This window comes from Candidatus Atelocyanobacterium thalassa isolate ALOHA (assembly GCF_000025125.1).
GTDB classification, from domain to species: domain Bacteria; phylum Cyanobacteriota; class Cyanobacteriia; order Cyanobacteriales; family Microcystaceae; genus Atelocyanobacterium; species Atelocyanobacterium thalassae.
This window is the reverse complement of the sequence record NC_013771.1, coordinates 153,242-173,369: the sequence shown is the minus strand read 5'-3', so window position 1 is coordinate 173,369 and position 20,128 is coordinate 153,242. Positions and strand designations below refer to the sequence as shown.

Here is a 20,128-nt window from a genome sequence, read left to right as displayed (position 1 = left end):
TTATTACACTACATCATCATCAACAAACATAGACTCTTCTTGTGTTTCAATACGCCAGTTTTCATTCTCTCCCCCAATAATAAATTGTTTAATTTTAATCAATTCTTTATCCAATTGATTTAATGAATTTATCAGAATGTCTAATGAAAATAAGTCACTAGTGCCTAAGTCAAGCCAACAACGCCCCCATAGATCTTGATATTCAAAATCTCCCATGTTGTGCATAAGAGCCATCATACTATTGTCAAGAATATCTGTATCATAATTCATATAACTAATATCAATTCCTGCATCTTGTACTTGTAAATTTTCAGCATTAAATGCTCCTAATTTACCTAAATAAAACCAAGAATTAAATACTTCTTCAATATACTGTTTTTCTAGATTGGATGGTATCGTTTCAAATTCTAACCATATCCATAGATCAAAAGGATTGAATTCTCGAAATTTGATTTCCATAAAATAATAAAGAGTTGACTAAAAATTATATTGTAAGAGTGTTTGATTAAAATTGATCAAATGTTAGATATTTAATTAGTGAAGATAAAAACTAGAATAGAAAATTAACCAACTTTCATCTCTCAGTCAATGAAGACAAAGAAGATAAGTTTAGACCAATAGTATTGATATCAATACCAGCTTTATGAGCTACTAAGACACCTAGTGCTTCTAAATATGAATTTACTGTGATAGCTTTTAGTTTTAATGATTCAGGTAAAACATTAATGGCTGTTTCATTTTCCGCTACTGCTATTAGTACTGAATTTCTTTGATTAAGACTAAGAACAGATGATCCTCCACAAGCAGTTGCTGGAACTACTAAAGCATCAACATCATCAGCCCAAATACTATGAAAATTTTGTTTAGTGACAAATTGTGGTGCACGGCTTAATCCAACTAAGACAGAAGATAAAAACGTATATCCTAGTTCTTCCGCTGCTGAACGAGGAGAAATAGTACTATCTAATGGTAAAGGATTTAAGGCAGGAGCATGGGCAGCTGGTATGCAAAACTGACTAACTATCAAATGCGAAATAACTGATTCAGCACCTGCTATGGGATCAACACCACTTCCAGAACGATAATTATTAAGTAACGTTTTATCTATTTCATCAGGAAAACGAGATACTACAGCGATCGCTTCAGCCCTATCTATATTAATTAATTTTTCAGCAGCTCGTAGCAAACTACCCGGATTACTAATTGTCCCCCAACTTGTTCCTGAGTTGGTAATACGGAGTTCTACTCCTAGTGAAGCATCAGTCACTATATAATCAGTTAGTTTTAGTCCAAGAGTTGCTCTAGCCGCGTTTGCCGCTTGTATATGTCTTAACATTAAATCCGACTCAATTCCTTGATCAAGAATTAGTCCAACTCTATTTGAAAGTACCGGATCTAGTCCCCAATTACCACAAGAAAAATTATCTAAACCATATCCTTCAACATAAAGGATATTGCTAGAAGGCCAATATAATTGCGCTCCATTTAAAACATTAGGATGAGTAATTAAATAGTCACATATTTTTGCCATAGCTCTAGCTAAAGGTAATGCATCTCCAGCATAACCACCAATAGACGCTCCAATACCAGTAGGAACAATTAAAACAGCATTATAAGGACGACTAAACACAAGTTTGTTACAGAATAATAATTAATGTTTTTAGTATAATTAAATTGTTGATTTTAAAACAACTTTATATTTATCTATCAATATCTTTAATAACAACAGCTTCCACTTGAGCAATTTGTTTTTCGACATCTACTTTCGTGATTGCCCAACGTAAAGATTTTCCATGCTTTGATAATTCTATCTCTATACTTTTTTGAAGCGTTTTAATGTCTTCTGGTATTCTAACTGTTAACTCAATAAAAGAAGTAACCATTAGTTTATATAAATTTTATATGTAGAAATATCTTATCTTTTTTATAAACTAAATACTTTGCCATTAGTTTTAGTTGACCATGTTTAATAATATAGTCGAATACCCATGTCGTTAGGCATAGATATTCGACTTTAAAATAGTTTTGCAGTGAGATATCATGCAAAATCTGTACAAGACATTTTGCTACATGGATTCTACAACTTTTCCTTTGAAAACTTTTCCAGCAGAGAATGCTGGAACTGTAGTTGCAGGAATAGTAATTGGTTGACCTGTTTGAGGATTCATACCTTTTCGTTCTTTTCTGTCTCTTGGCTCAAATGTTCCGAACCCTACTAGAACTACCTTATTTCCAGAAGCAACTGTTTCCATGATTGTACTTGTTAGTGCATCTAAAATTTGGCTTGTTTCCTTTTTGGTAAGGCGAGTTTTTGCAGCAATAGTGTTAACGAGGTCTTCTTTATTCATTGTTAATTGATAGAAAACTATGACTGAAGCTGATTATAGCGGAAAACAATTTTTAAATCATCCAATAATTAAGTGAGAACTATTATTTTCTTTATGTAATAACCTTTTTTCGCTACTTTTTTATGTGATTTAATAGCTTAAATTAGTTACCTTAATAAAAAGTATATATATTCAAGTTATAGTTTCTCCGTAAAGTATTAGTACATATTTTTGAGCCACTCTAATCAAGAATTAAGTTAACGATGTATAAAAACTCCTAGTCCTATAAGGATTATTCCCCATAGTTTTTGTCTCTGAATATTTTCTTTTAATATTAATTTGGCTCCTAACATACTTATAATGTACGTTAGTGCAGTTGCTGGACGAGCAAAACTAATATCTGTCCAACTTAAAACAGATATAAAACTAAAAAATGCGATACCTTGGCAAGCAATACCACTAATTATTAAAGGACTGGTGATTATCTTAATAATCATTTTTTTAACTTCTGGTAAAGTTACTCTTTCTATTTCTCCTATTTTTTTCATACCAACTGCTAACAACAAATCTCCACTAGCATCAGATACAGAACTAATCATGATTGCTAACCAAGTCTTTGAAATAGTCAAACTAAATGGTAAAAAAAACAGAGGTAAATTTCTAGATTTAAGATTGTTATGCTGAACTGAATCAGCCGTACTACTGTCGCTTAATCCTACACATAAGGCACCACAAGAAATAATAAAAGTACTTACCCATCTCATACCCGTAACATCCTCGCCTAAAATAGCCCAAGCAAAAATACCATTTAGCACATAACTAGAGGCATGAATAGGTAATACATAACTAAGATCTAATTTTGAAATTGCTGTTAAGTAAAGACTTAAAGAAATTATCAGTATTCCTAATCCTAATAAAATCCAATGATTAGTTAGGACGTAAGTAATTAAATATAGAATAATTGTTGGATCAGAAGAATCAAAGCCAACGAAATCTTTCATTCCTCGGCTTAGAAAAATATCGCCTAATACTTGAGTAATTGATAAAGATGCTAATAATAAAAATATTTTCACAGTTTCTAATGATTGCTCACTAATTTTTAGCTGCTTTGTCTGATTCTCTCTTGGTTCTCTCTTGGTTCTCTATTAAGTTCATATTAACTATTTATTAAACTTTCTTATTAAAATAATTATCTTAATATTTAGAGAAAGAAATATCAAAGCTTATTTTTTGCGAATAAAGATATTTAGATAGAAAAATAAATTAGAACTAATAGCTATTTATACATTCTAATGTCTATCTTTAGACATTCCATAAAACATTTTATAAAGTTCACAATTCAAACATAGGAACTAAATCAACTTCAACAAGTCATTCACCATGAATGAAAAAATTCTCATGTTAAAACAAAAATATTATATATAAAAAGCTAAGATTATGTTCTTTTGTAATTTCAGCTACCTTAAAAGTGTCATATGAAGCTGTCTATTATTATCCCCGTTTACAATGAAATCCATACCATATCTATTATTCTAGCAAAAATAGCTATGGTTCTTCCAAATGTAGATAAAGAAATCATTCTAGTGGATGATGGATCTACAGATGGTACTCGAGAATGGCTAGTAGGGAACTTTGGTTCTGCTAATACAAAACCTGTTGAAGCGTTATTAAATAATGGTTCTCTTACAGCTATAGATAAAATTAAAAACAATTCACAGCAATTATCTACAAAAATACAAGGAGAAACAGCTTTAATAACAGTAAGCATAATTTTCCATCATTTTAATCAAGGTAAAGGCGCCGCATTAAGAACAGGATTTAAGAAGTCTACTGGAGAAGTTCTTGTTATACAAGACGCCGACTTAGAATATGATCCACAGGACTGGAAACGAATGTGGAAATTAATTGCGGAAAATAATGCAGATATAGTTTACGGAAGCCGTTTTTATGGTGAACCTCATCGAGTATTATACTTTCACCATCTTCTAGGAAATCAAGTAATATCTAATTTGATTAATCTGTTATGTAACACTACTCTTACAGACATCGAAGTTTGTTATAAAATGTTTCGTCGTGAGGTTATAAATGAAATGGAACTCATTTGTAATGACTTTGGATTTGAAGTAGAGTTCACAATTAAAATTACTAAGGCTCGTAAATGGCGAATATACGAAACTGGTATTTCTTACTATGGAAGAACTTACGAGGAAGGTAAAAAAATTAATTGGAAAGACGGTGTTAAAGCTCTAGGATATATTTTATGGTTTTGGTTGTTTAATTAATACTAGTAATTTCATCTTGTACAGCTCGATGATCATGTCGTAAAGGTATTTGAATACCTTTTGGTAACTGATTAAATTTAATCATGGCTTTATCAAAATAGACATATGCTTCTTTGAGTAAATTAAAGCTTTTTATTTCGCTTTCTTCAGTTTTACCTTGTTTGCGAAGTAATTGTCCTTTAAAGTAATGCAGCTCAGGATTATTAGGATTATTATCAAGAGCAATGTTAATGTAGCTCATAGCTTTGTTATATTCTCCTAAGTCTCGATAAGCAGCAAATAAAGCACGATCAACCATATATTTTGGAGCTGCATATTTTTCAAAACGTAAAATAGCATCTTTTGGTGATGAAAAAGGTAAATTAACAGACAGAATTAGTTCAAGATATCCCTTTAATAAATTAAATTCTGGGTCTTGTGGGTCAATATTCTCGGATATATCAAGATAGTCAAAAACTAACTGCAGCTTGTCAACTGCCCCCAAAGGTCCGTGCATTTTAAAAGTATATGCTCCTTGGAGGAAGTGGCCTACTGCTTGATAAAGATTACCTCTCAATAAATCACTAGATACTAATTTTTTTGCGACAGCTAAAGTTTTATCTGCAGAATTCTTCATGGTTTCCCAATCTTCATTTGAATAAGCTAATGATGCTTCTATCGCATAGGCTAAAGGCTCATTACCTTCAGTTCTAATTGCTTTCTGCAAATAACTTTTACCTTTTTGATAATTACCTTCTTTAAAGATCTCAGTAAAAGCTGCTGCAGTATTTTCTCCGATAGGCCTTGGCTTGATCTTACGGAAAGGATCACTAGCTTGAGCATAATCTTCTGCAAAACTTAACATTAATATAGACAATATAAATGAGATAATTCTCTTTGTTATTACTAGTTGATTTATCATAATTTCCCTGAGAAATAATTTTGTGAAAATATCGGACTCTTCTTTGTTGTAATCATAATATTTTCTCAATCTATATGGTGTTAATTATTTTTGAAGAAGATATATCTTTTCTTTTAACGTTACCAATTAATTTTGGTAACGTTTTAATATCTAAAATTTCTAGATTATTCATATTGTAAGTAATATATTTTGTTTCTTTTAATAATAGAGAAATATTAATTACTGTTAATGTTTTTATAGGAGGCAGTTTACTATTTAACAATCTACGAGGACCACCTCCTAATGCTCCACTATAGAGTAGTTCTAACTTACCTTTTTTACCAGGATAGTAAGCATGATGATGACCACTAATATAAGTATGAACATCATATTTTTCTAATAAAAATTGTAATTTTTCCCCATTTTTAATGAAATTACCGTTATTATTTCTTCCTACTGCGATGGGAAAAAGGGGAAGGTGACCAATGACAAAACGAAGTTTTGCTTGTTTAGACTCTAAACTTTTTAAACTATGCTCAATCCAAGTTAATTGTTCCTTAGAGATAATATGAGTAGAAGCATCTAAAACTAAATAAAATATATTGTTTTGATTAAAAGTATAATAAAAAGGAAATTTGCTTTTATCAATAAAATTTAATCTAAGGTTACGTTGGGAATTATTCCAAAATTTGGAAGCTATAATTCTTTCTTTATAAAAGGTTAATTGATCTCTATACATTGCTCCTGAAGCATCATGATTACCAAGAGAAAATCCAAACGGTATCTTTAATTGCTTTAAAGGTAAAGCAATATTATTATTAAAAGCCATCCACATTGATTGTATTTGCTTTTTGGTTAAAGAATACTTCTGACCAGCAATCATATCTCCTGCACATAGAACTAAATCAGGTTTCCACTGCTTGATTAAAGATATACTTTTAATAACTTCTGGAGCATAGCTAGTCGTTCCATATTCACCATTAAGATCACTAATAACAACTACTCTTATTTCTTGTTTTAGAATATTTGGCAAATCAGAAGCAGCAGCGCTAGGAGATACGGATAATACTTTGCTTAAAAAATTTAAGTTTTGTTTTTGAATATTAATATTTTTATTACGAATTAAAAAGTTATGTATCAAAGAAAAAACTTTTCCTCCGAACATACTTCCTATAATTACCAAAAAGCTACGGCGTTTATAAAGCATCTTTCTATACTGTATATTGAACTGTATATTGAATTTACATAGATTATGATATTTATCATTAATATCAATTTCATAAAGTAAAACTATAAATAGTCTGTTGCTCCCAGGGATTAGTGCACTGGGAAGGGCTTTTACTTAAAGGAAATATATGACGTTTAATACCAACTTGCAAGCCTGACATAGGATCATCTTCAGAAGAAATCAAAAATTCTAGTCGCTTAACACTTGTCCAACTTACTAAATTATCAAGAACTTGTGTAATAGCTTTTACATTGACATGATTAGGATCACAATACCAGTTTTTATTAATCGTTTGAACTTGTTTAAATCCTAGGTGAAATATTATTGAAGGTTGTTCAAATAAAGCATTTGCTACTGGTCTAACTTCTTCTTGTAAAAAGAGTTCTACAGAACGACTCAGGTCACGTATTTGCTCTAAATTTTGATAATGTTCTGCAACTGAATTAATTTCTATTTTCCATTCAATAGCAACAGTTACCAGGTAAGTTCGTAAAAGTAAATGTCCTAGTTTCTCTGCTTTTGTTGCTAAATAATTTGAATTATAGTAATTAGATTCTATTAATAATGGAAGACGTTCAACTATTTCTAATCCATATCCTTTCAGTCCTGCAATTTTTCTTGGATTATTAGTGATAAGACGAATTTTTTTTATGCCTAAATCATTAAGCATCTGAGCTCCCATGCCATAATCTCTTAAGTCTGCAGGAAATCCTAATCTTTCATTTGCTTCTACAGTATCAAGGCCTATATCTTGTAATGAATAAGCTTTTAACTTATTTATTAATCCAATCCCTCTACCTTCTTGTCTAAGATAAACAACAACACCCGCTTGTGCTTCTTCTATTTTCTTTAGTGCAGTTTGTAATTGCATTCTACAGTCACAACGCAATGATCCCAAAGCATCACCTGTCAAGCATTCAGAATGCATTCTTACCATTACTGGGTGTTCTTTAAACTTATCAGGTTCTCCTTTAACAATTGCAACATGTTCTGTATTGTCTAATACATTTCTATAAGCATAAAGTCGAAAAGTTCCAAACTTACTTGGAAATTGACAAACTGTTTCTCTATATACGAAACGATCATGTTGCAGACGATAACTAATTAAATCTGCAATACTAATAAGTTTTAAATTATGTTTTTTCCCATAATCAATCAATTCTGGAAGGCGAGCCATTGAACCATCTAGGTTTTGTATTTCACAAATTACACCAGCCGGATACAAGCCTGCTAATCTAGATAAATCTACAGCTGCTTCAGTATGGCCAGCTCGTTTAAGTACTCCTCCAACTTTTGCACGAATCGGGAAAATATGACCAGGACGAGTTAAATCTTCAGGCTGTGTACTAGGATCAATAGCAATTTGAATAGTTTTGGATCTATCCTCTGCAGAAATGCCAGTAGTAACACCGAAATGAGGTGAAGCATCAATACTTACAGTAAAAGCAGTTTGGTTACTATCAGTATTTTTAGTAACCATTAGAGGAAGATCTAGATCATCTAATTGTTTTCCATTCATAGCTAAACATACTAATCCCCTTGCTTCCGTTGCCATAAAATTTATAATGCTGGGAGTAGCAAACTGAGCAGCACAAATAAGATCACCTTCATTTTCTCGGTTTTCATCATCTACAACGATGACAGCACGACCAACTTTAATATCGGCTAAAGCAGCTTCTATAGAATCAAATTCAAAAATCAGGTTTCGTGAGGCATTCACAAGTTATTATTTAAAATGGTAGGATTGATCTCATTCTAGATTGTAAAGGACTTAAATGTATAGGTTTAAAGGATAGAACTTGTTCTATTTAATTACTAAAATTTTTTACAAAATTAAGATATCAGGTAAGTACTAATCATAAATAAGATTTAAAAATAAAAACAAATAAACGTGTAGTAAACATTATTTATAGTCTAAACATTTCATGTAGAAAAGAGATAACTAGTGTCTACTAGTTATGTATAATAACAAAAAATTATTTGCTCAATAAATGTCATTAAAAAGGCTAATCTCAGGTATCCTAATTAGAATGACCAAAGATTAACAAGAAAAAATATGGAGATTAGCGGACTTGAACCGCTGACATCCTGCTTGCAAAGCAGGCGCTCTACCAACTGAGCTAAACCCCCAAAGTTGTTTAATAATTGAGTTACGACTTAACCTAACTATTAACCTCTCATAGCATACATAACAATAGCATAAATATGCAAGTTTTTTTATTTTAATTCTTTAATTGCTTATCTTTCCTTAACAATGCAGTGTACTTTAATTCAATTTGTAATGGAGGCCAACATTTTTTAAAAAGTAACTGTATTAAATTTTTAAAGTTTTTTGTTATTATTCTGTCATAGTTACTTATAAAATTATTTTTTATGTCTTATACCATCGCAACTTTTTACAAATTTATTTTTTTGCCTGAATATACTGAAAAAAAGCAATTATTACTTAAATTCTGCCAAGATCACAGTATTAAAGGAACTATATTGCTGTCTCAGGAAGGAATAAACGCTACTATTGCAGGAATTCCTGAAGATATCCAAGCAACTATTAACTATTTAAAGAAAGATAATTATTTTCTGGATTTAGATGTCAAGTATTCTACTTCTTCTTATCTTCCTTTTAAACGTATGAAAGTTAGGTTAAAGAAAGAGATAGTAACATTAGGGATGACTGATATTGATCCTGAACAACAGGTGGGAACTTATGTTGCTCCTGAAAATTGGAATAATATACTTGAAGATAAAGAAATTATTGTAATCGATACAAGAAATATTTATGAAATAGCAATTGGTACTTTTAAAGGTGCAATTAATCCCAATACTCATTTTTTTAGGGAATTTCCTGACTATGTTAGAAATTATTTAAATCCTAATAAACATAAAAAGGTTGCTATGTTTTGTACTGGAGGAATAAGATGTGAAAAAGCTTCATCATACTTATTAAAAAAAGGATTTAAAGAAGTTTTTCATCTCAAAGGGGGAGTTCTAAATTATTTGAAGAACATCTCTAAATCTCAAAGTTTATGGCAAGGCGAATGTTTCGTTTTTGATGAAAGGGTTGCTGTTCAACATAAATTAGAAAAAGGAAACTATAAAATGTGTAAAGGATGTGGTTATCCCTTACTTAATAAGTCTGATTTGTTTGATTGTTCTGAAAAAAACAACTCTTGCCCTCATTGTGATTCTAGTCTAAATATCAAGGAAAGATTATGAACAATATCATAGCTTCCTCTGGCTATACGTTACCTGTTTTTGCTTGCGCATCATCAATCGCAGCCTTGTTCAGATTACAAAATAGAAAAATTAATGACGAGATTTATCTTGATCTAGTTGAACCATCAACAATAATAACTGTTCCTATTAATCAAGTAGTCAAAATTCACCAAAATAAATCTTTAGCAATTACTGAGAGTAATCCAGGTGATAATCTTGATTTAACTAGAAATACTCCTATTTGGGTAATAGTAGAATTAAAAAAACGTAATCATAATCAAACACAAATTGTTATAAAAGGAGGAGAAGGTGTTGGCAAACAGATTCATAATGGCTTTAAGGATGCCATTTATTTCTATGCCGAAAAACTATTAAAATATAATTTACAATTTTATCTGACTTCTACGGAAAAAATTATAGTTACGATCATCCTGCCAGAAGGTAAAAAACTTGCAAAACAAACTTCAAATGAATCCTTTGGAATAGTTCAAGGATTATCACTATTGGGTACTTCTGGCATAGCTAGACCTTTAAGTACAATTAGCCAATTGCACAATTGTCAAAAAGAATTACAAAAAAAATCTCAAGAAACTGATACTTTAGTATTTTGCCTAGGAGAAAATGGTTTATTTGTAGCTAAAAAAATAGGTATTCATTCTCAGAATATAATCAAGACAGCTAATTGGATAGGGCCATTATTGATAATGGCTGGAGCCGAAAGAATTAACTCTATTTTATTGTTCGGATATCATGGAAAGTTAATTAAACTTGCAGGGGGTATTTTTAACACTCATCATCACTTAGCAGATGGACGATTAGAAGTATTAATTACTCATGGAGTCAAGGTAGGATTACCACCTAAGAATCTACAAAGTTTATTTAAATGTCAAACAGCAGAAGATGCTCTAAATTTTTTAAGAAAGTTAGATAAAGAAACAAATAATCAATGGGGTAATAAAATTTATCAATCAATTGCTGAAACAATTGATAAAAAAGCACAAGCTTATATTAATAAACATGTTAGTTTTAACGTCACTATAGGATCAATTCTTTTTAAACGGGATAGGACCATTGTGGTATCTAGTAGTACAGGGAAGTTTTTATTGAAGAAATTAATACAAGTATAATTTATGAAATAAAAGTTAAATTCTAACTGTTCTATAATTCCTATAAAAGCTATCTCTGGAGGCTTTTCTTTATGTTAAAAATAATTTATATGATTATAACTGATACTATTTTTTGACTTGATAATTACTTAAGAGATGTTTGATATAACTTAAATATTAATTCTAGTTTTAGAATTAATATTTTTTAAGAAGTGTATTTTTAGATATAAATTATCTTACAAAAATAACAAAAGATAATTTACGATTTCAATGATATTTTTTAAACTAATTTTATTAAAGTAAATTCATTACTATACATGAGTACTTTTTTCCTGGATAATAGTTGGCTAATTCCGTTTTATGGTTTGATAGGTACGCTACTTTCTCTACCTTGGTCAATCAATATTACTCTAAGAGCTGGGCCTCTTTTCGGAGCTTATCTAAACTTGTTAATGAGTTTTTTAGCATTTGTTCACAACTCTTTTGCTTTTATTTTAATTTGGAAAACACCAGTTCAACACTTGGTTTTTGATTGGTTAAATGTAGCTAAATTACATTTATCTTTATCTGTTGAATTATCTCCTATTAGTTTAGGAGCTTTGGAGCTCATTACTTGTATTAGTTTTTTATCTCAAATATATGCTTTAGGTTACATGGAAAAAGATTCCTCTTTAGCTCGTTTCTTGGGAATGATGGGAATTTTTGAAGCATCTTTGGGAGGTATTGCTCTCAGTGATTCTTTATTGTTAAGTTATGGGCTCTTAGAAATTTTAACTTTATCTACTTATCTTTTGGTAGGTTTTTGGTATGCTCAACCACTGGTGAAAACGGCAGCAAGAGACGCTTTTTTAACCAAAAGAGTAGGAGATATATTTTTTTTTATGGGGTTAGTAGCCCTATCAAGTTATGGAGAAGGGTTGACTTTTTCCGAATTAGAAGTCTGGGCTTCAAATACTTCAATCTCAATGTTAAACGTAACTTTATTGGGATTATCACTGATTGCAGGATTAACAGGGAAATGTGCCCAGTTTCCTTTGAATTTGTGGTTAGACAAAGCTATGGAGGGACCTAATCCTGCGAGTATAATGAGAAATTCTATAGTTGTGTCTGCCGGAGCTTATGTTCTTATAAAGTTACAGCCAATTTTTGCCTTATCGTCTATAGCTTCTAACGTATTAATTGTTTTAGGAATTGTCACTAGTATTGGTACTTCTTTAATAGCCATGGCTCAAATAGATATTAAAAGGGCTTTATGTCACTCTACGAGCACCTACTTAGGTTTAGTATTTATTGCTGTCGGTTTAGGCCATATTGATGTTGCTTTTTTATTAATATGCGCACACTTAATTCCAAAAGCACTACTATTTATGAGTGTTGGATCTATTGTTTTCACTACAAATAGTCAAAATATTACCGAAATGGGAGGCCTATGGTCAAAAATGCCAGTTACAACTATCGCTTTTTTGACTGGTTCAAGTGGTTTAGTGGCATTATTTCCTATGGGCATGTTTTGGACATGGAAAATTTGGTTTGATAATTATTGGAGTATTTCTTTTTATTATTTATTAGTTACTTTAACTATTATCAATATGTTGTGTGCTTTTAACTTAACTAGAATTTTTTGTACTGTTTTTTTAGGGGTTTCTCAAAATAAAACGAAACGAACACCAGAGGTCGGCTGGCTTATGTCATTTCCGATGATAATTTTGATAATTTTTGTTTTAATTGAGCCTATTATACCTATGCATTTGGTATTACAGGTATCTTCAATAATGAATTCAGTATGTTTTACTATCATTTTATCAGGTTTGTTTGGCTGTTTGCTTGGAGCTAAGTACAGAGTATCTAGTAAAAAGTTTACTAATTTATGGTTACATTTTTTTCAAGATATATTTGCTCACGATTTTTATTTAGAACAAGTTTATGCCCTAACTATTGTGGGCTTAGTTAAAAATATTTCACGTATAACATCTTGGTTTGATAGTTATATTATTGATGGCCTTAATAATTTAATTAGTTATATAGTTTTCTTCAGTAGTAGTATCCTAAAATATGCTAATTCAGGACAATTACAACTGTATGTGTTAACAATATTTACAGGACTATGGTTTAGTATACTTATATGGCTCTTCTTACTCAGAAATCAGTTATTATTAATTTCTAACATTGATTATTTTTCTTGAGTTAACTAATTTTTAAAATTAGTTTTTATTCTTAAATAATTATTATATAAATATTTTTTTACATTCTAGGAGTTAAAAATTTGTCAGTCCTTAGTTGCTTAATTTGGTTACCTTTATTAAGTGCTATTTTAATAATATTTTTTTTTAAACAGCAAGATAGTAACTATTGTCGTTTATTTGCTATTTTTATATCAATTATTTTATTGATTTTAACTTTAGTTATTATTTTCAAATTTAATATAAACGATCCAGAAATACAGTTTTATGAATCTTTTCTCTGGATAAAAAAGATTGGTTTAAACTATAGCCTAGGAGTTGATGGACTGTCTTTACCACTGTTGTGCCTTAATAATTTACTTACTTTAATTACTATCTATAGTAGCGGTAAAAACATACAGAAACAGAATTTTTATTACGGATTAATATTCATTTTAAATAGTGGTATATCTGGAGCTTTCTTATCACAAGATTTACTATTATTTTTGATTTTTTATGAATTAGAAACTATTCCATTATATTTTTTGCTCGTAATTTGGGGCGGAATTAAACGTGATTATGCTTCTATTAAGTTTTTAATATATACATCTATTTCTGGAATTCTTGTTTTGATATCTTTCTTAGGATTAGTATGGTTAGCAGAAATCCCTACATTTAATTATTGGTCTTTACGTTCTCATTCGTTATCCCTTACACATCAACTATTCTTATTAATTCCATTATTGATTGGCCTAAGTATTAAAATTCCTATTGTTCCTTTTCATTCTTGGTTACCAGATACACATGTAGAGGCTTCAACACCTGTTTCCATTTTACTAGCAGGAATCTTGCTAAAGTTAGGTACTTATGGTCTACTACGTTTTGGGATTGGCTTATTTCCAGATGGATGGGTATTTTTATCTCCTGTATTGGCAACTTTAGCCGTCGTTAGTGCGTTATATGGAGCTTCTTGTGCTATTGCACAAAAAGATATGAAAAAAGTAGTTGCTTACTCTTCTATTGCTCATATGGCCTATATACTACTAGCATCATCTGCAAGTACTCCACTAAGTTTAAATGCTGCTGTTTTTCAGATGATTAGTCACGGATTAATTTCTGCTTTATTATTTCTTCTTGTAGGGATTGTTTATGAAAAAACAGGCAGTCGTGATGTGGACTTTTTGTCAGGTCTATTCAATTCACAGCACGGTTTACCTATTACAGGAAGTTTAATTATTCTTGGGGTAATGGCAAGTTCTGGTATCCCTGGAATGATTGGTTTTATAGCAGAATTTTTAGTATTTCGAGGTAGCTTTCCTGTTTTTCCAATTCAGACTTTACTATGTTTAATAGGTAGCGGGTTAACAGCAGTATATTTTTTATTAATGGTAAATCGTGTTTTTTTTGGAAGATTGACTCCAAGATTGGTTAACATTCCTCGTATATACTGGTCTGAAAGATCTCCAGCATTACTTTTAACAGTTTTAATTATAACATTGGGAATTCAGCCTAACTGGCTATTGCGTTGGAGTGAAACTTCAATAAATATTTTACTAATAAAATAAAAAAATAATATAACTAACAAATTAATAATTTTGAGTTTTATTAATTGATACTATAGTGTAGCGCTATGCAAGTTAATAATATTAATTAACTAATGTTTTCTTAATTATGATAAAGAGATTTTATTACAATTAAGAAACAAAATATTGTTGAAAGTGTATTGTAGAAAATGTTGTAGAGTAATTAATGGTAGTGTATTAGTTTTGGAAGAGTGAATATGAATCAACTAGCGGCAAGAGTGAAGAAAATTACTCCCTCGATCACCCTTGATATTGCTGCTAAAGCTAAACAGATGAAGATGCAAGGTATAGACGTTTGTAGTCTTAGTTCGGGGGAACCAGACTTTGATACACCTCAACATATTAAAAACTCAGCAGTATTAGCTTTACAGAAAGGTAAAACTAAATATGGTCCGGTATCAGGTGAATTAGCGTTGAAAGAGGCTATAGTAAATAAATTAAAGAAAGATAACAAATTAGACTATACTCCCGACAACATTATTGTGACGAATGGAGGGAAACATTCATTATTTAGTCTAATGTTAGCCTTAATAGAGAGTGGAGACGAAGTGATTATTCCTGCTCCTTATTGGCTTAGTTACCCCGAGATGGTGAGATTAGCTCAAGGTACACCTGTTATTGTAGAGACTCAAGCAGAAACAAATTATAAAATTACACCTAAGCAATTATTAAAGGCCATTACTTTAAAAACAAAATTGTTTATTCTAAATTCTCCGTCTAATCCTACTGGTGCAGTTTATACATATCAGGAAATTAAGGAATTGGCACAAATAATCGTAGACAATGATATATGGGTTGTTTCTGACGAAATTTATGAAAAGATTCTTTATTCTAAAGCAGAACATACTAGTATTGGCGCAGTAGGTGAAGATATCTTTAAAAAAACAATTATTAGTAATGGATTTTCTAAAAGTTATGCTATGACAGGATGGCGTCTTGGTTATTTAGCAGGTCCAAATGACTTAATTAAAACTGTAAGTACTATTCAAAGTCATAGTACCTCTAATGTTTGTACTTTTGCTCAGTATGGAGCTATTGCTGCTTTAGAAGAAGAGGAATCTTCGAAGTGTGTTCAAGAAATGTTAAATGCCTTTACAGATCGTCGTAATAGTATTCTTGAAAGAATTGCAGCCATTCCAAAAATAAGTTGTCCCATCCCAATGGGAGCATTTTATGTATTCATTGATATTAGTCAAATAAGTAAAAGTTCTATACAGTTTTCAGATGATTTATTGGAAAAATACCAAGTTGCTGTTATTCCGGGACAAGTATTCGGTAACGATAATTGTATCCGTATTTCTTATGCCACTGACCTAATGTCTATTGAAAAAGGAATGAATAGAATAGAAGAATTTATTGATACACTTAAGTAACATTTATTAAGATAAGAAGTGATTAAGTGAGGAATTTATAGAGCATAAATAATTTTTAAAATTTAAATATTGAATCTTAAAGTTGTTAATCTTCATCTATAATCATAAGTTCAACTTTACTATTAGTTTTATCAGTAATAGTAAGAAACAAAAATTTACAATTATAGTCTTTTATAATTTGAATGTCGTTAATCCTCTAACGAATAAATGCAATTAATTAAATTTATTTCCTTTCTGTTTTTTTTCCAATTTTTTAATCTTTCGTCATCACTCATAACATCTAAATTTTATATAAGATCTGCAATTGCTACTGAGATTAGAACATTTGGCGAAAATGGTATTGAGACTCATAATGGTACTTCAGGGAAAGATGGTAATAATAGCGAAGATTTAACCATCTTTATTGATGATTCTCCCCTAAATCTTGACTTAGCAGGAGAAAGCGGACAAGTAGGAGAAAATGGGGGACATGGTAACGATCCAAAATGTATAAATCAGCCTTTAAATGTTCAATATCACTTAAAGGCTTCCAATGGTGGAAATGGTGGAAGTGGTGGAAATGGCGGAAATGGTGGAAATGGCGGAAATTTAACTTTATATACAAGTAATATCAAAAACTTAAGTAAAATCTTTGTTAATGCAGGAGGAGGTCAAGGAGGACAACCAGGGCAAGGAGGAATTGGAGCAGAAGGATGTAAATGTAATAACTATTATTGGGCACTGGAAAGTTGTGATAATGAACCAGGTACTTCTGGTTATAGCTGCACAACTTTAAAGTTTAAATGTCAAGATGGTAATAATGGTTTGAATGGTGTTAGTGGAACTTTGGGAAAAGATGGTCGAAGAGGACATTTAACTTTGATTAACCTTGACAAGCCCCTTGAACCTGATAAGTCTGCGGTAACAGTAAGTATGGCCACTTTAAAAAATAAAGGTTATCTTTTATCAAAGAATATTTGGGAAACTAAAAAAAATGCAGCCGCCTTATTCGCTCCTGCTTCTATAATTAATGATCAATATTTAGCTTTGGTAGAAAGATTAGAACATTCTTTTTTATTAATTTGGAATGCTCCCCAATCTTTTAGTAATTTTGCCCATCAGCAAGTAACTCTACAATATATCAATAACAAAGGTATTGTAATTAATATTCCTGATGATATTTGGATAGAAGCGACTACACAACAGCATAAAAAGATTACACAATTTATAGTTCATAACTCTATAAAAAAAAGTGATGCAACCCGCTTAAAGGTTCAGGAAATTTCTGGGAAAGAAAAAAAATTACAATTAATATTAGTTGATAAAGCAGATAAATCTTCTCTAGTTTCAACTAAATTCAACATTATTTATAGTGTTACTTATTCAGATCCATGGTTAAAACCGGTTTCTGATTATAGTACAAAATATAGAGGAGAGATTCCAAGTAATTTAGTTACTTTAAATGGTAGTAAATTCACAATTAATGTTGGAGAATTGCCTATTGATTCAAAATACTTACAATCTGGTTTAGGCGTGAAAATTAAACTTATTATAAATAGAAACTTTGCTGGTTATGCTGATGAACAAGTTATTATTTTTAAAGATACTATTGGTACTTTTAAATAATTGAAAGGTATAAGAATTTTCTAATACTTATTACATAAAAAATTGGCAAAATCATTTTTAATAATGACCTCATTTTATAGATTTTTATACCTTAGGTGGATCTAATAATAGGATAATACTAATTAAAATATTTCTGAGGGTTAGTAATGATCGTAAGTTTTTTTTATTAAAAATCAAGCTAATTACTAGAAATATGAATTAATCTGAAAAATAAAATTCTTATGTAAAAGACTAATGAGTAAAATATAAGAAACTTAACTCGTTATGTGATAATTGTTGAAGTAGTAAATAACTGAAAATTAACTGAAAAATAAATATGTTATTGCTAAATATTTATAATCTAATCGAAACGCCTACTTCGATTTTAATATGACAACTGATTCCTTAACCTTACTGAAGCAAATTCAAGTTTTAGATCCTGTAACTAATACTCATTCTATTCGCGACATTTTATTAGATAAGGAAAAAATTCTTAAAATAGATTTTCATATAGATAAGATTTCCTCAAATACAGAAATTATTAACGGTAAAGATCTTATTTTTGCTCCAGGATTAGTAGATCTATATAGTTATAGTCAAGAGCCTGGTCATGAATCCAGAGAAACATTAGAAAATTTAGCAGCTTCCGCCATTGCAGGAGGGTTTACTCGTGTTGGTATACTTCCTCAAACTATTCCACCAGTTGATACTTTAACTTCTCTTACCTATTTACAACAACGAGCAAAAGAAGTTTTACCTGTAAAACTAAATTTTTGGGGAAATCTTACAAAAGATGGGAAAGGTGAACAAATGACAGAGTTAAGAGAGTTAGCAATAAATGGGGTACTAGGATTTACAGATAATCAGCAAATAGAAAGTTTAGGTATGTTGTGGCGATTGTTGGAATATCTTAAACCTCTTGAGAAACCTATTGCTCTAGTTCCAGATTGTTTTTCTTTAAAAGGTAACGGAGTAATTAGGGAGGGTTCTTCTTCAATTAATTATGGTCTTAATGTAAACCCTTCTATAGCAGAATCAACAGCAGTTGCATCAATACTAGAAGTAGTAGCTGTGACTCAAACCCCTGTCCATTTAATGAGAATCTCTACTCATCGCTCGATTGAACTAATTGCATGGGGAAAATCAAGAGGTATTCCAGTTACTGCAAGTACAACTTGGATGCATATGTTGTTAGACTCAGAAGCAATTGCTAGTTATGATCCTAATCTAAGATTGAACCCTCCTTTAGGGAATCCAGAAGATCGAACTGCATTAATTAATGGAATTTCAGAAGGTGTGATTGACATGATAGCCGTTGATCACCATGCCTATACTTATGAAGAAAAAACAGTACCTTTTGCGGAAGCTCCTCCAGGAACTATAGGATTAGAATTAGCATTACCCTTACTTTGGCAAGAATTAGTAGCAACTAAAAAATTATCAGCAGTCCAGTTATGGAAGGCACTAAGCAGTGAACCCCGTAAATATTTAGGAGAGCCTTTAACTTCCATCAAAGAAGGTTCTCCTTTAGAATTTATTATTTTTGATCCTAATAAATCTTGGGAAATTTCTCTATCTAACCTTTCCTCTCTAAGTCATAACACTTTTTGGTTAGGACATAAAATAAAAGGGAAAGTAACTGCTAGTTTTATAAAATAAAAGTAGTAACATATATAATTTTACTATCTTAGAGAAATCGCTAAAGTTTTAATTTTAGCAACACTACATTAATCATTCAATAATAAATATGTTTGATTGAATTTATTAAAAAAGAGGTAAGTTTTCAAGAACTTACCTCTTAGATATAGTTTTAACTTTTTAATAAAAATTAAAGATATTTTTCGAGAGTAGAGGCTAAAGTTGTTTTAGGAACAGCACCTACAACCATATCAACTCTTTGACCTCCTTTAAAAATCATAAGAGTAGGAATACTGCGGATTCCATATTGACTAGCTGTATTGGGATTTTCATCAGTGTTAAGCTTAACTACTTTTATTTGTCCCGCGTATTGTTCTGCTATTTCGTCTACGACTGGAGCTACCATACGACAAGGACCACACCAAGGTGCCCAAAAATCAACCAAAACAGGGACTTCACTCTCTAAGACATCTGTTTTGAAACTACTATCTGTAACTTGCGCTGTAGCTGACATATAAGAATTCCTTTAATTGCTCATATTTCTCTAGAATACTCTAGGGTTTTATTCTACCACATCAAAAACTCTCTTTAGATTTACTTAAATTTTATAGATTATTATTTAATAAGAAACCGTCCGAACATTGCCGGACGGAGTGTGGTGTGAGGAGTGAACGGAAACAATTGTTTCCGCTTCTTCTATTGTAGGGGAAAATTTACATTTTGATTTATGAATCTTAGTGTAAACAAAAACTTTT

General features: G+C 30.8%; 17 protein-coding genes and 1 tRNA gene. 8 read left to right on the top strand and 10 right to left on the bottom strand.

From position 1 onward, the window contains the following. Window positions 1-3 precede the first annotated feature (3 nt). From UCYN_RS00750 to UCYN_RS00730, 5 genes are all read right to left on the bottom strand, one after another. Window positions 4-459, bottom strand: a complete 456-nt coding sequence (locus tag UCYN_RS00750) for a DUF3531 family protein (RefSeq protein ID WP_012953578.1) — start codon at window positions 457-459, stop codon at window positions 4-6. 115 nt (window positions 460-574) lie between these two features. After that, window positions 575-1,630: a DUF3326 domain-containing protein gene (locus tag UCYN_RS00745; protein ID WP_012953577.1), complete on the bottom strand. Its 1,056-nt coding sequence runs from the start codon at window positions 1,628-1,630 to the stop codon at window positions 575-577. A 70-nt stretch (window positions 1,631-1,700) separates the two neighbouring features. Beyond that, window positions 1,701-1,883 (bottom strand): DUF8621 family protein, encoded by a 183-nt coding sequence (locus UCYN_RS00740; protein ID WP_012953576.1) that lies wholly within the window; start codon window positions 1,881-1,883, stop codon window positions 1,701-1,703. A 183-nt stretch (window positions 1,884-2,066) separates the two neighbouring features. Then, window positions 2,067-2,348: an HU family DNA-binding protein gene (locus UCYN_RS00735; RefSeq protein WP_012953575.1), complete on the bottom strand. Its 282-nt coding sequence runs from the start codon at window positions 2,346-2,348 to the stop codon at window positions 2,067-2,069. A 236-nt stretch (window positions 2,349-2,584) separates the two neighbouring features. Continuing rightward, window positions 2,585-3,400 carry an EamA family transporter gene (locus UCYN_RS00730; RefSeq protein WP_012953574.1) on the bottom strand — a complete coding sequence of 272 codons (816 nt, stop codon included), beginning with the start codon at window positions 3,398-3,400 and terminating at the stop codon, window positions 2,585-2,587. A 402-nt stretch (window positions 3,401-3,802) separates the two neighbouring features. On the opposite strand from UCYN_RS00730, the gene UCYN_RS00725 reads away from it, so the two are divergent. Beyond that, window positions 3,803-4,609, top strand: a complete 807-nt coding sequence (locus UCYN_RS00725) for a glycosyltransferase family 2 protein (protein WP_012953573.1) — start codon at window positions 3,803-3,805, stop codon at window positions 4,607-4,609. Here the strand turns inward: UCYN_RS00725 and UCYN_RS00720 are convergent. From UCYN_RS00720 to UCYN_RS00705, 4 genes are all read right to left on the bottom strand, one after another. Continuing rightward, window positions 4,602-5,510: a Sll0314/Alr1548 family TPR repeat-containing protein gene (locus tag UCYN_RS00720; RefSeq protein ID WP_041487709.1), complete on the bottom strand. Its 909-nt coding sequence runs from the start codon at window positions 5,508-5,510 to the stop codon at window positions 4,602-4,604. The two genes, UCYN_RS00725 and UCYN_RS00720, sit on opposite strands and share 8 nt — an antisense overlap. A 70-nt stretch (window positions 5,511-5,580) precedes the next feature. After that, entirely contained in the window at window positions 5,581-6,696 is a 1,116-nt protein-coding gene (locus UCYN_RS00715; RefSeq protein ID WP_012953571.1) for a metallophosphoesterase family protein, read from the bottom strand. 70 nt (window positions 6,697-6,766) lie between these two features. Then, complete coding sequence (gene ribBA, locus UCYN_RS00710; RefSeq protein WP_012953570.1) at window positions 6,767-8,437, bottom strand: bifunctional 3,4-dihydroxy-2-butanone-4-phosphate synthase/GTP cyclohydrolase II; 1,671 nt, start codon at window positions 8,435-8,437, stop codon at window positions 6,767-6,769. 337 nt (window positions 8,438-8,774) lie between these two features. Then, window positions 8,775-8,847, bottom strand: a tRNA-Ala gene (locus tag UCYN_RS00705). Window positions 8,848-9,090: 243 nt separating this feature from the next. Here UCYN_RS00705 and trhO point away from each other — a divergent pair. The 7 genes from trhO to UCYN_RS00670 all read left to right on the top strand — a co-directional run bounded on the left by trhO (window position 9,091) and on the right by UCYN_RS00670 (window position 19,394). Then, on the top strand, window positions 9,091-9,930 hold the full coding sequence (gene trhO, locus UCYN_RS00700) for an oxygen-dependent tRNA uridine(34) hydroxylase TrhO (RefSeq protein ID WP_012953569.1): 840 nt from the start codon (window positions 9,091-9,093) through the stop codon (window positions 9,928-9,930). Beyond that, window positions 9,927-11,057: a cobalt-precorrin-5B (C(1))-methyltransferase CbiD gene (cbiD, locus tag UCYN_RS00695; RefSeq protein WP_012953568.1), complete on the top strand. Its 1,131-nt coding sequence runs from the start codon at window positions 9,927-9,929 to the stop codon at window positions 11,055-11,057. The genes trhO and cbiD overlap by 4 nt, the downstream gene beginning before the upstream one ends. A 296-nt stretch (window positions 11,058-11,353) precedes the next feature. Further along, on the top strand, window positions 11,354-13,219 hold the full coding sequence (locus tag UCYN_RS00690; protein ID WP_012953567.1) for an NAD(P)H-quinone oxidoreductase subunit F: 1,866 nt from the start codon (window positions 11,354-11,356) through the stop codon (window positions 13,217-13,219). 80 nt (window positions 13,220-13,299) lie between these two features. Further along, a complete protein-coding gene (locus UCYN_RS00685) occupies window positions 13,300-14,760 on the top strand; it encodes an NADH-quinone oxidoreductase subunit M (RefSeq protein WP_012953566.1) in 1,461 nt (486 codons plus the stop codon). 215 nt (window positions 14,761-14,975) lie between these two features. Continuing rightward, on the top strand, window positions 14,976-16,151 hold the full coding sequence (locus UCYN_RS00680; RefSeq protein ID WP_012953565.1) for a pyridoxal phosphate-dependent aminotransferase: 1,176 nt from the start codon (window positions 14,976-14,978) through the stop codon (window positions 16,149-16,151). Between the two features lie 207 nt (window positions 16,152-16,358). After that, entirely contained in the window at window positions 16,359-17,756 is a 1,398-nt protein-coding gene (locus UCYN_RS00675; RefSeq protein WP_012953564.1) for a hypothetical protein, read from the top strand. A gap of 369 nt (window positions 17,757-18,125) precedes the next feature. After that, complete coding sequence (locus UCYN_RS00670) at window positions 18,126-19,394, top strand: dihydroorotase (protein ID WP_012953563.1); 1,269 nt, start codon at window positions 18,126-18,128, stop codon at window positions 19,392-19,394. Between the two features lie 169 nt (window positions 19,395-19,563). Here the strand turns inward: UCYN_RS00670 and trxA are convergent, their stop codons facing one another. Continuing rightward, complete coding sequence (gene trxA / locus UCYN_RS00665; RefSeq protein WP_012953562.1) at window positions 19,564-19,887, bottom strand: thioredoxin; 324 nt, start codon at window positions 19,885-19,887, stop codon at window positions 19,564-19,566. Between the last annotated feature and the right edge of the window lie 241 nt (window positions 19,888-20,128).

Excerpts from the sequence above, each read along its gene's own strand:
- UCYN_RS00750 (WP_012953578.1), bottom strand. The coding sequence starts at position 459 with ATGGAAATCAAATTTCGAGAATTCAATCCTTTTGATCTATGGATATGG.
- UCYN_RS00740 (WP_012953576.1), bottom strand. The coding sequence starts at position 1,883 with ATGGTTACTTCTTTTATTGAGTTAACAGTTAGAATACCAGAAGACATT.
- UCYN_RS00735 (WP_012953575.1), bottom strand. The coding sequence starts at position 2,348 with ATGAATAAAGAAGACCTCGTTAACACTATTGCTGCAAAAACTCGCCTT.
- UCYN_RS00725 (WP_012953573.1), top strand. The coding sequence starts at position 3,803 with ATGAAGCTGTCTATTATTATCCCCGTTTACAATGAAATCCATACCATA.
- UCYN_RS00720 (WP_041487709.1), bottom strand. The coding sequence starts at position 5,510 with ATGATAAATCAACTAGTAATAACAAAGAGAATTATCTCATTTATATTG.
- UCYN_RS00715 (WP_012953571.1), bottom strand. The coding sequence starts at position 6,696 with ATGCTTTATAAACGCCGTAGCTTTTTGGTAATTATAGGAAGTATGTTC.
- trhO (WP_012953569.1), top strand. The coding sequence starts at position 9,091 with ATGTCTTATACCATCGCAACTTTTTACAAATTTATTTTTTTGCCTGAA.
- cbiD (WP_012953568.1), top strand. The coding sequence starts at position 9,927 with ATGAACAATATCATAGCTTCCTCTGGCTATACGTTACCTGTTTTTGCT.
- UCYN_RS00690 (WP_012953567.1), top strand. The coding sequence starts at position 11,354 with ATGAGTACTTTTTTCCTGGATAATAGTTGGCTAATTCCGTTTTATGGT.
- UCYN_RS00680 (WP_012953565.1), top strand. The coding sequence starts at position 14,976 with ATGAATCAACTAGCGGCAAGAGTGAAGAAAATTACTCCCTCGATCACC.
- UCYN_RS00675 (WP_012953564.1), top strand. The coding sequence starts at position 16,359 with ATGCAATTAATTAAATTTATTTCCTTTCTGTTTTTTTTCCAATTTTTT.
- UCYN_RS00670 (WP_012953563.1), top strand. The coding sequence starts at position 18,126 with ATGACAACTGATTCCTTAACCTTACTGAAGCAAATTCAAGTTTTAGAT.
- trxA (WP_012953562.1), bottom strand. The coding sequence starts at position 19,887 with ATGTCAGCTACAGCGCAAGTTACAGATAGTAGTTTCAAAACAGATGTC.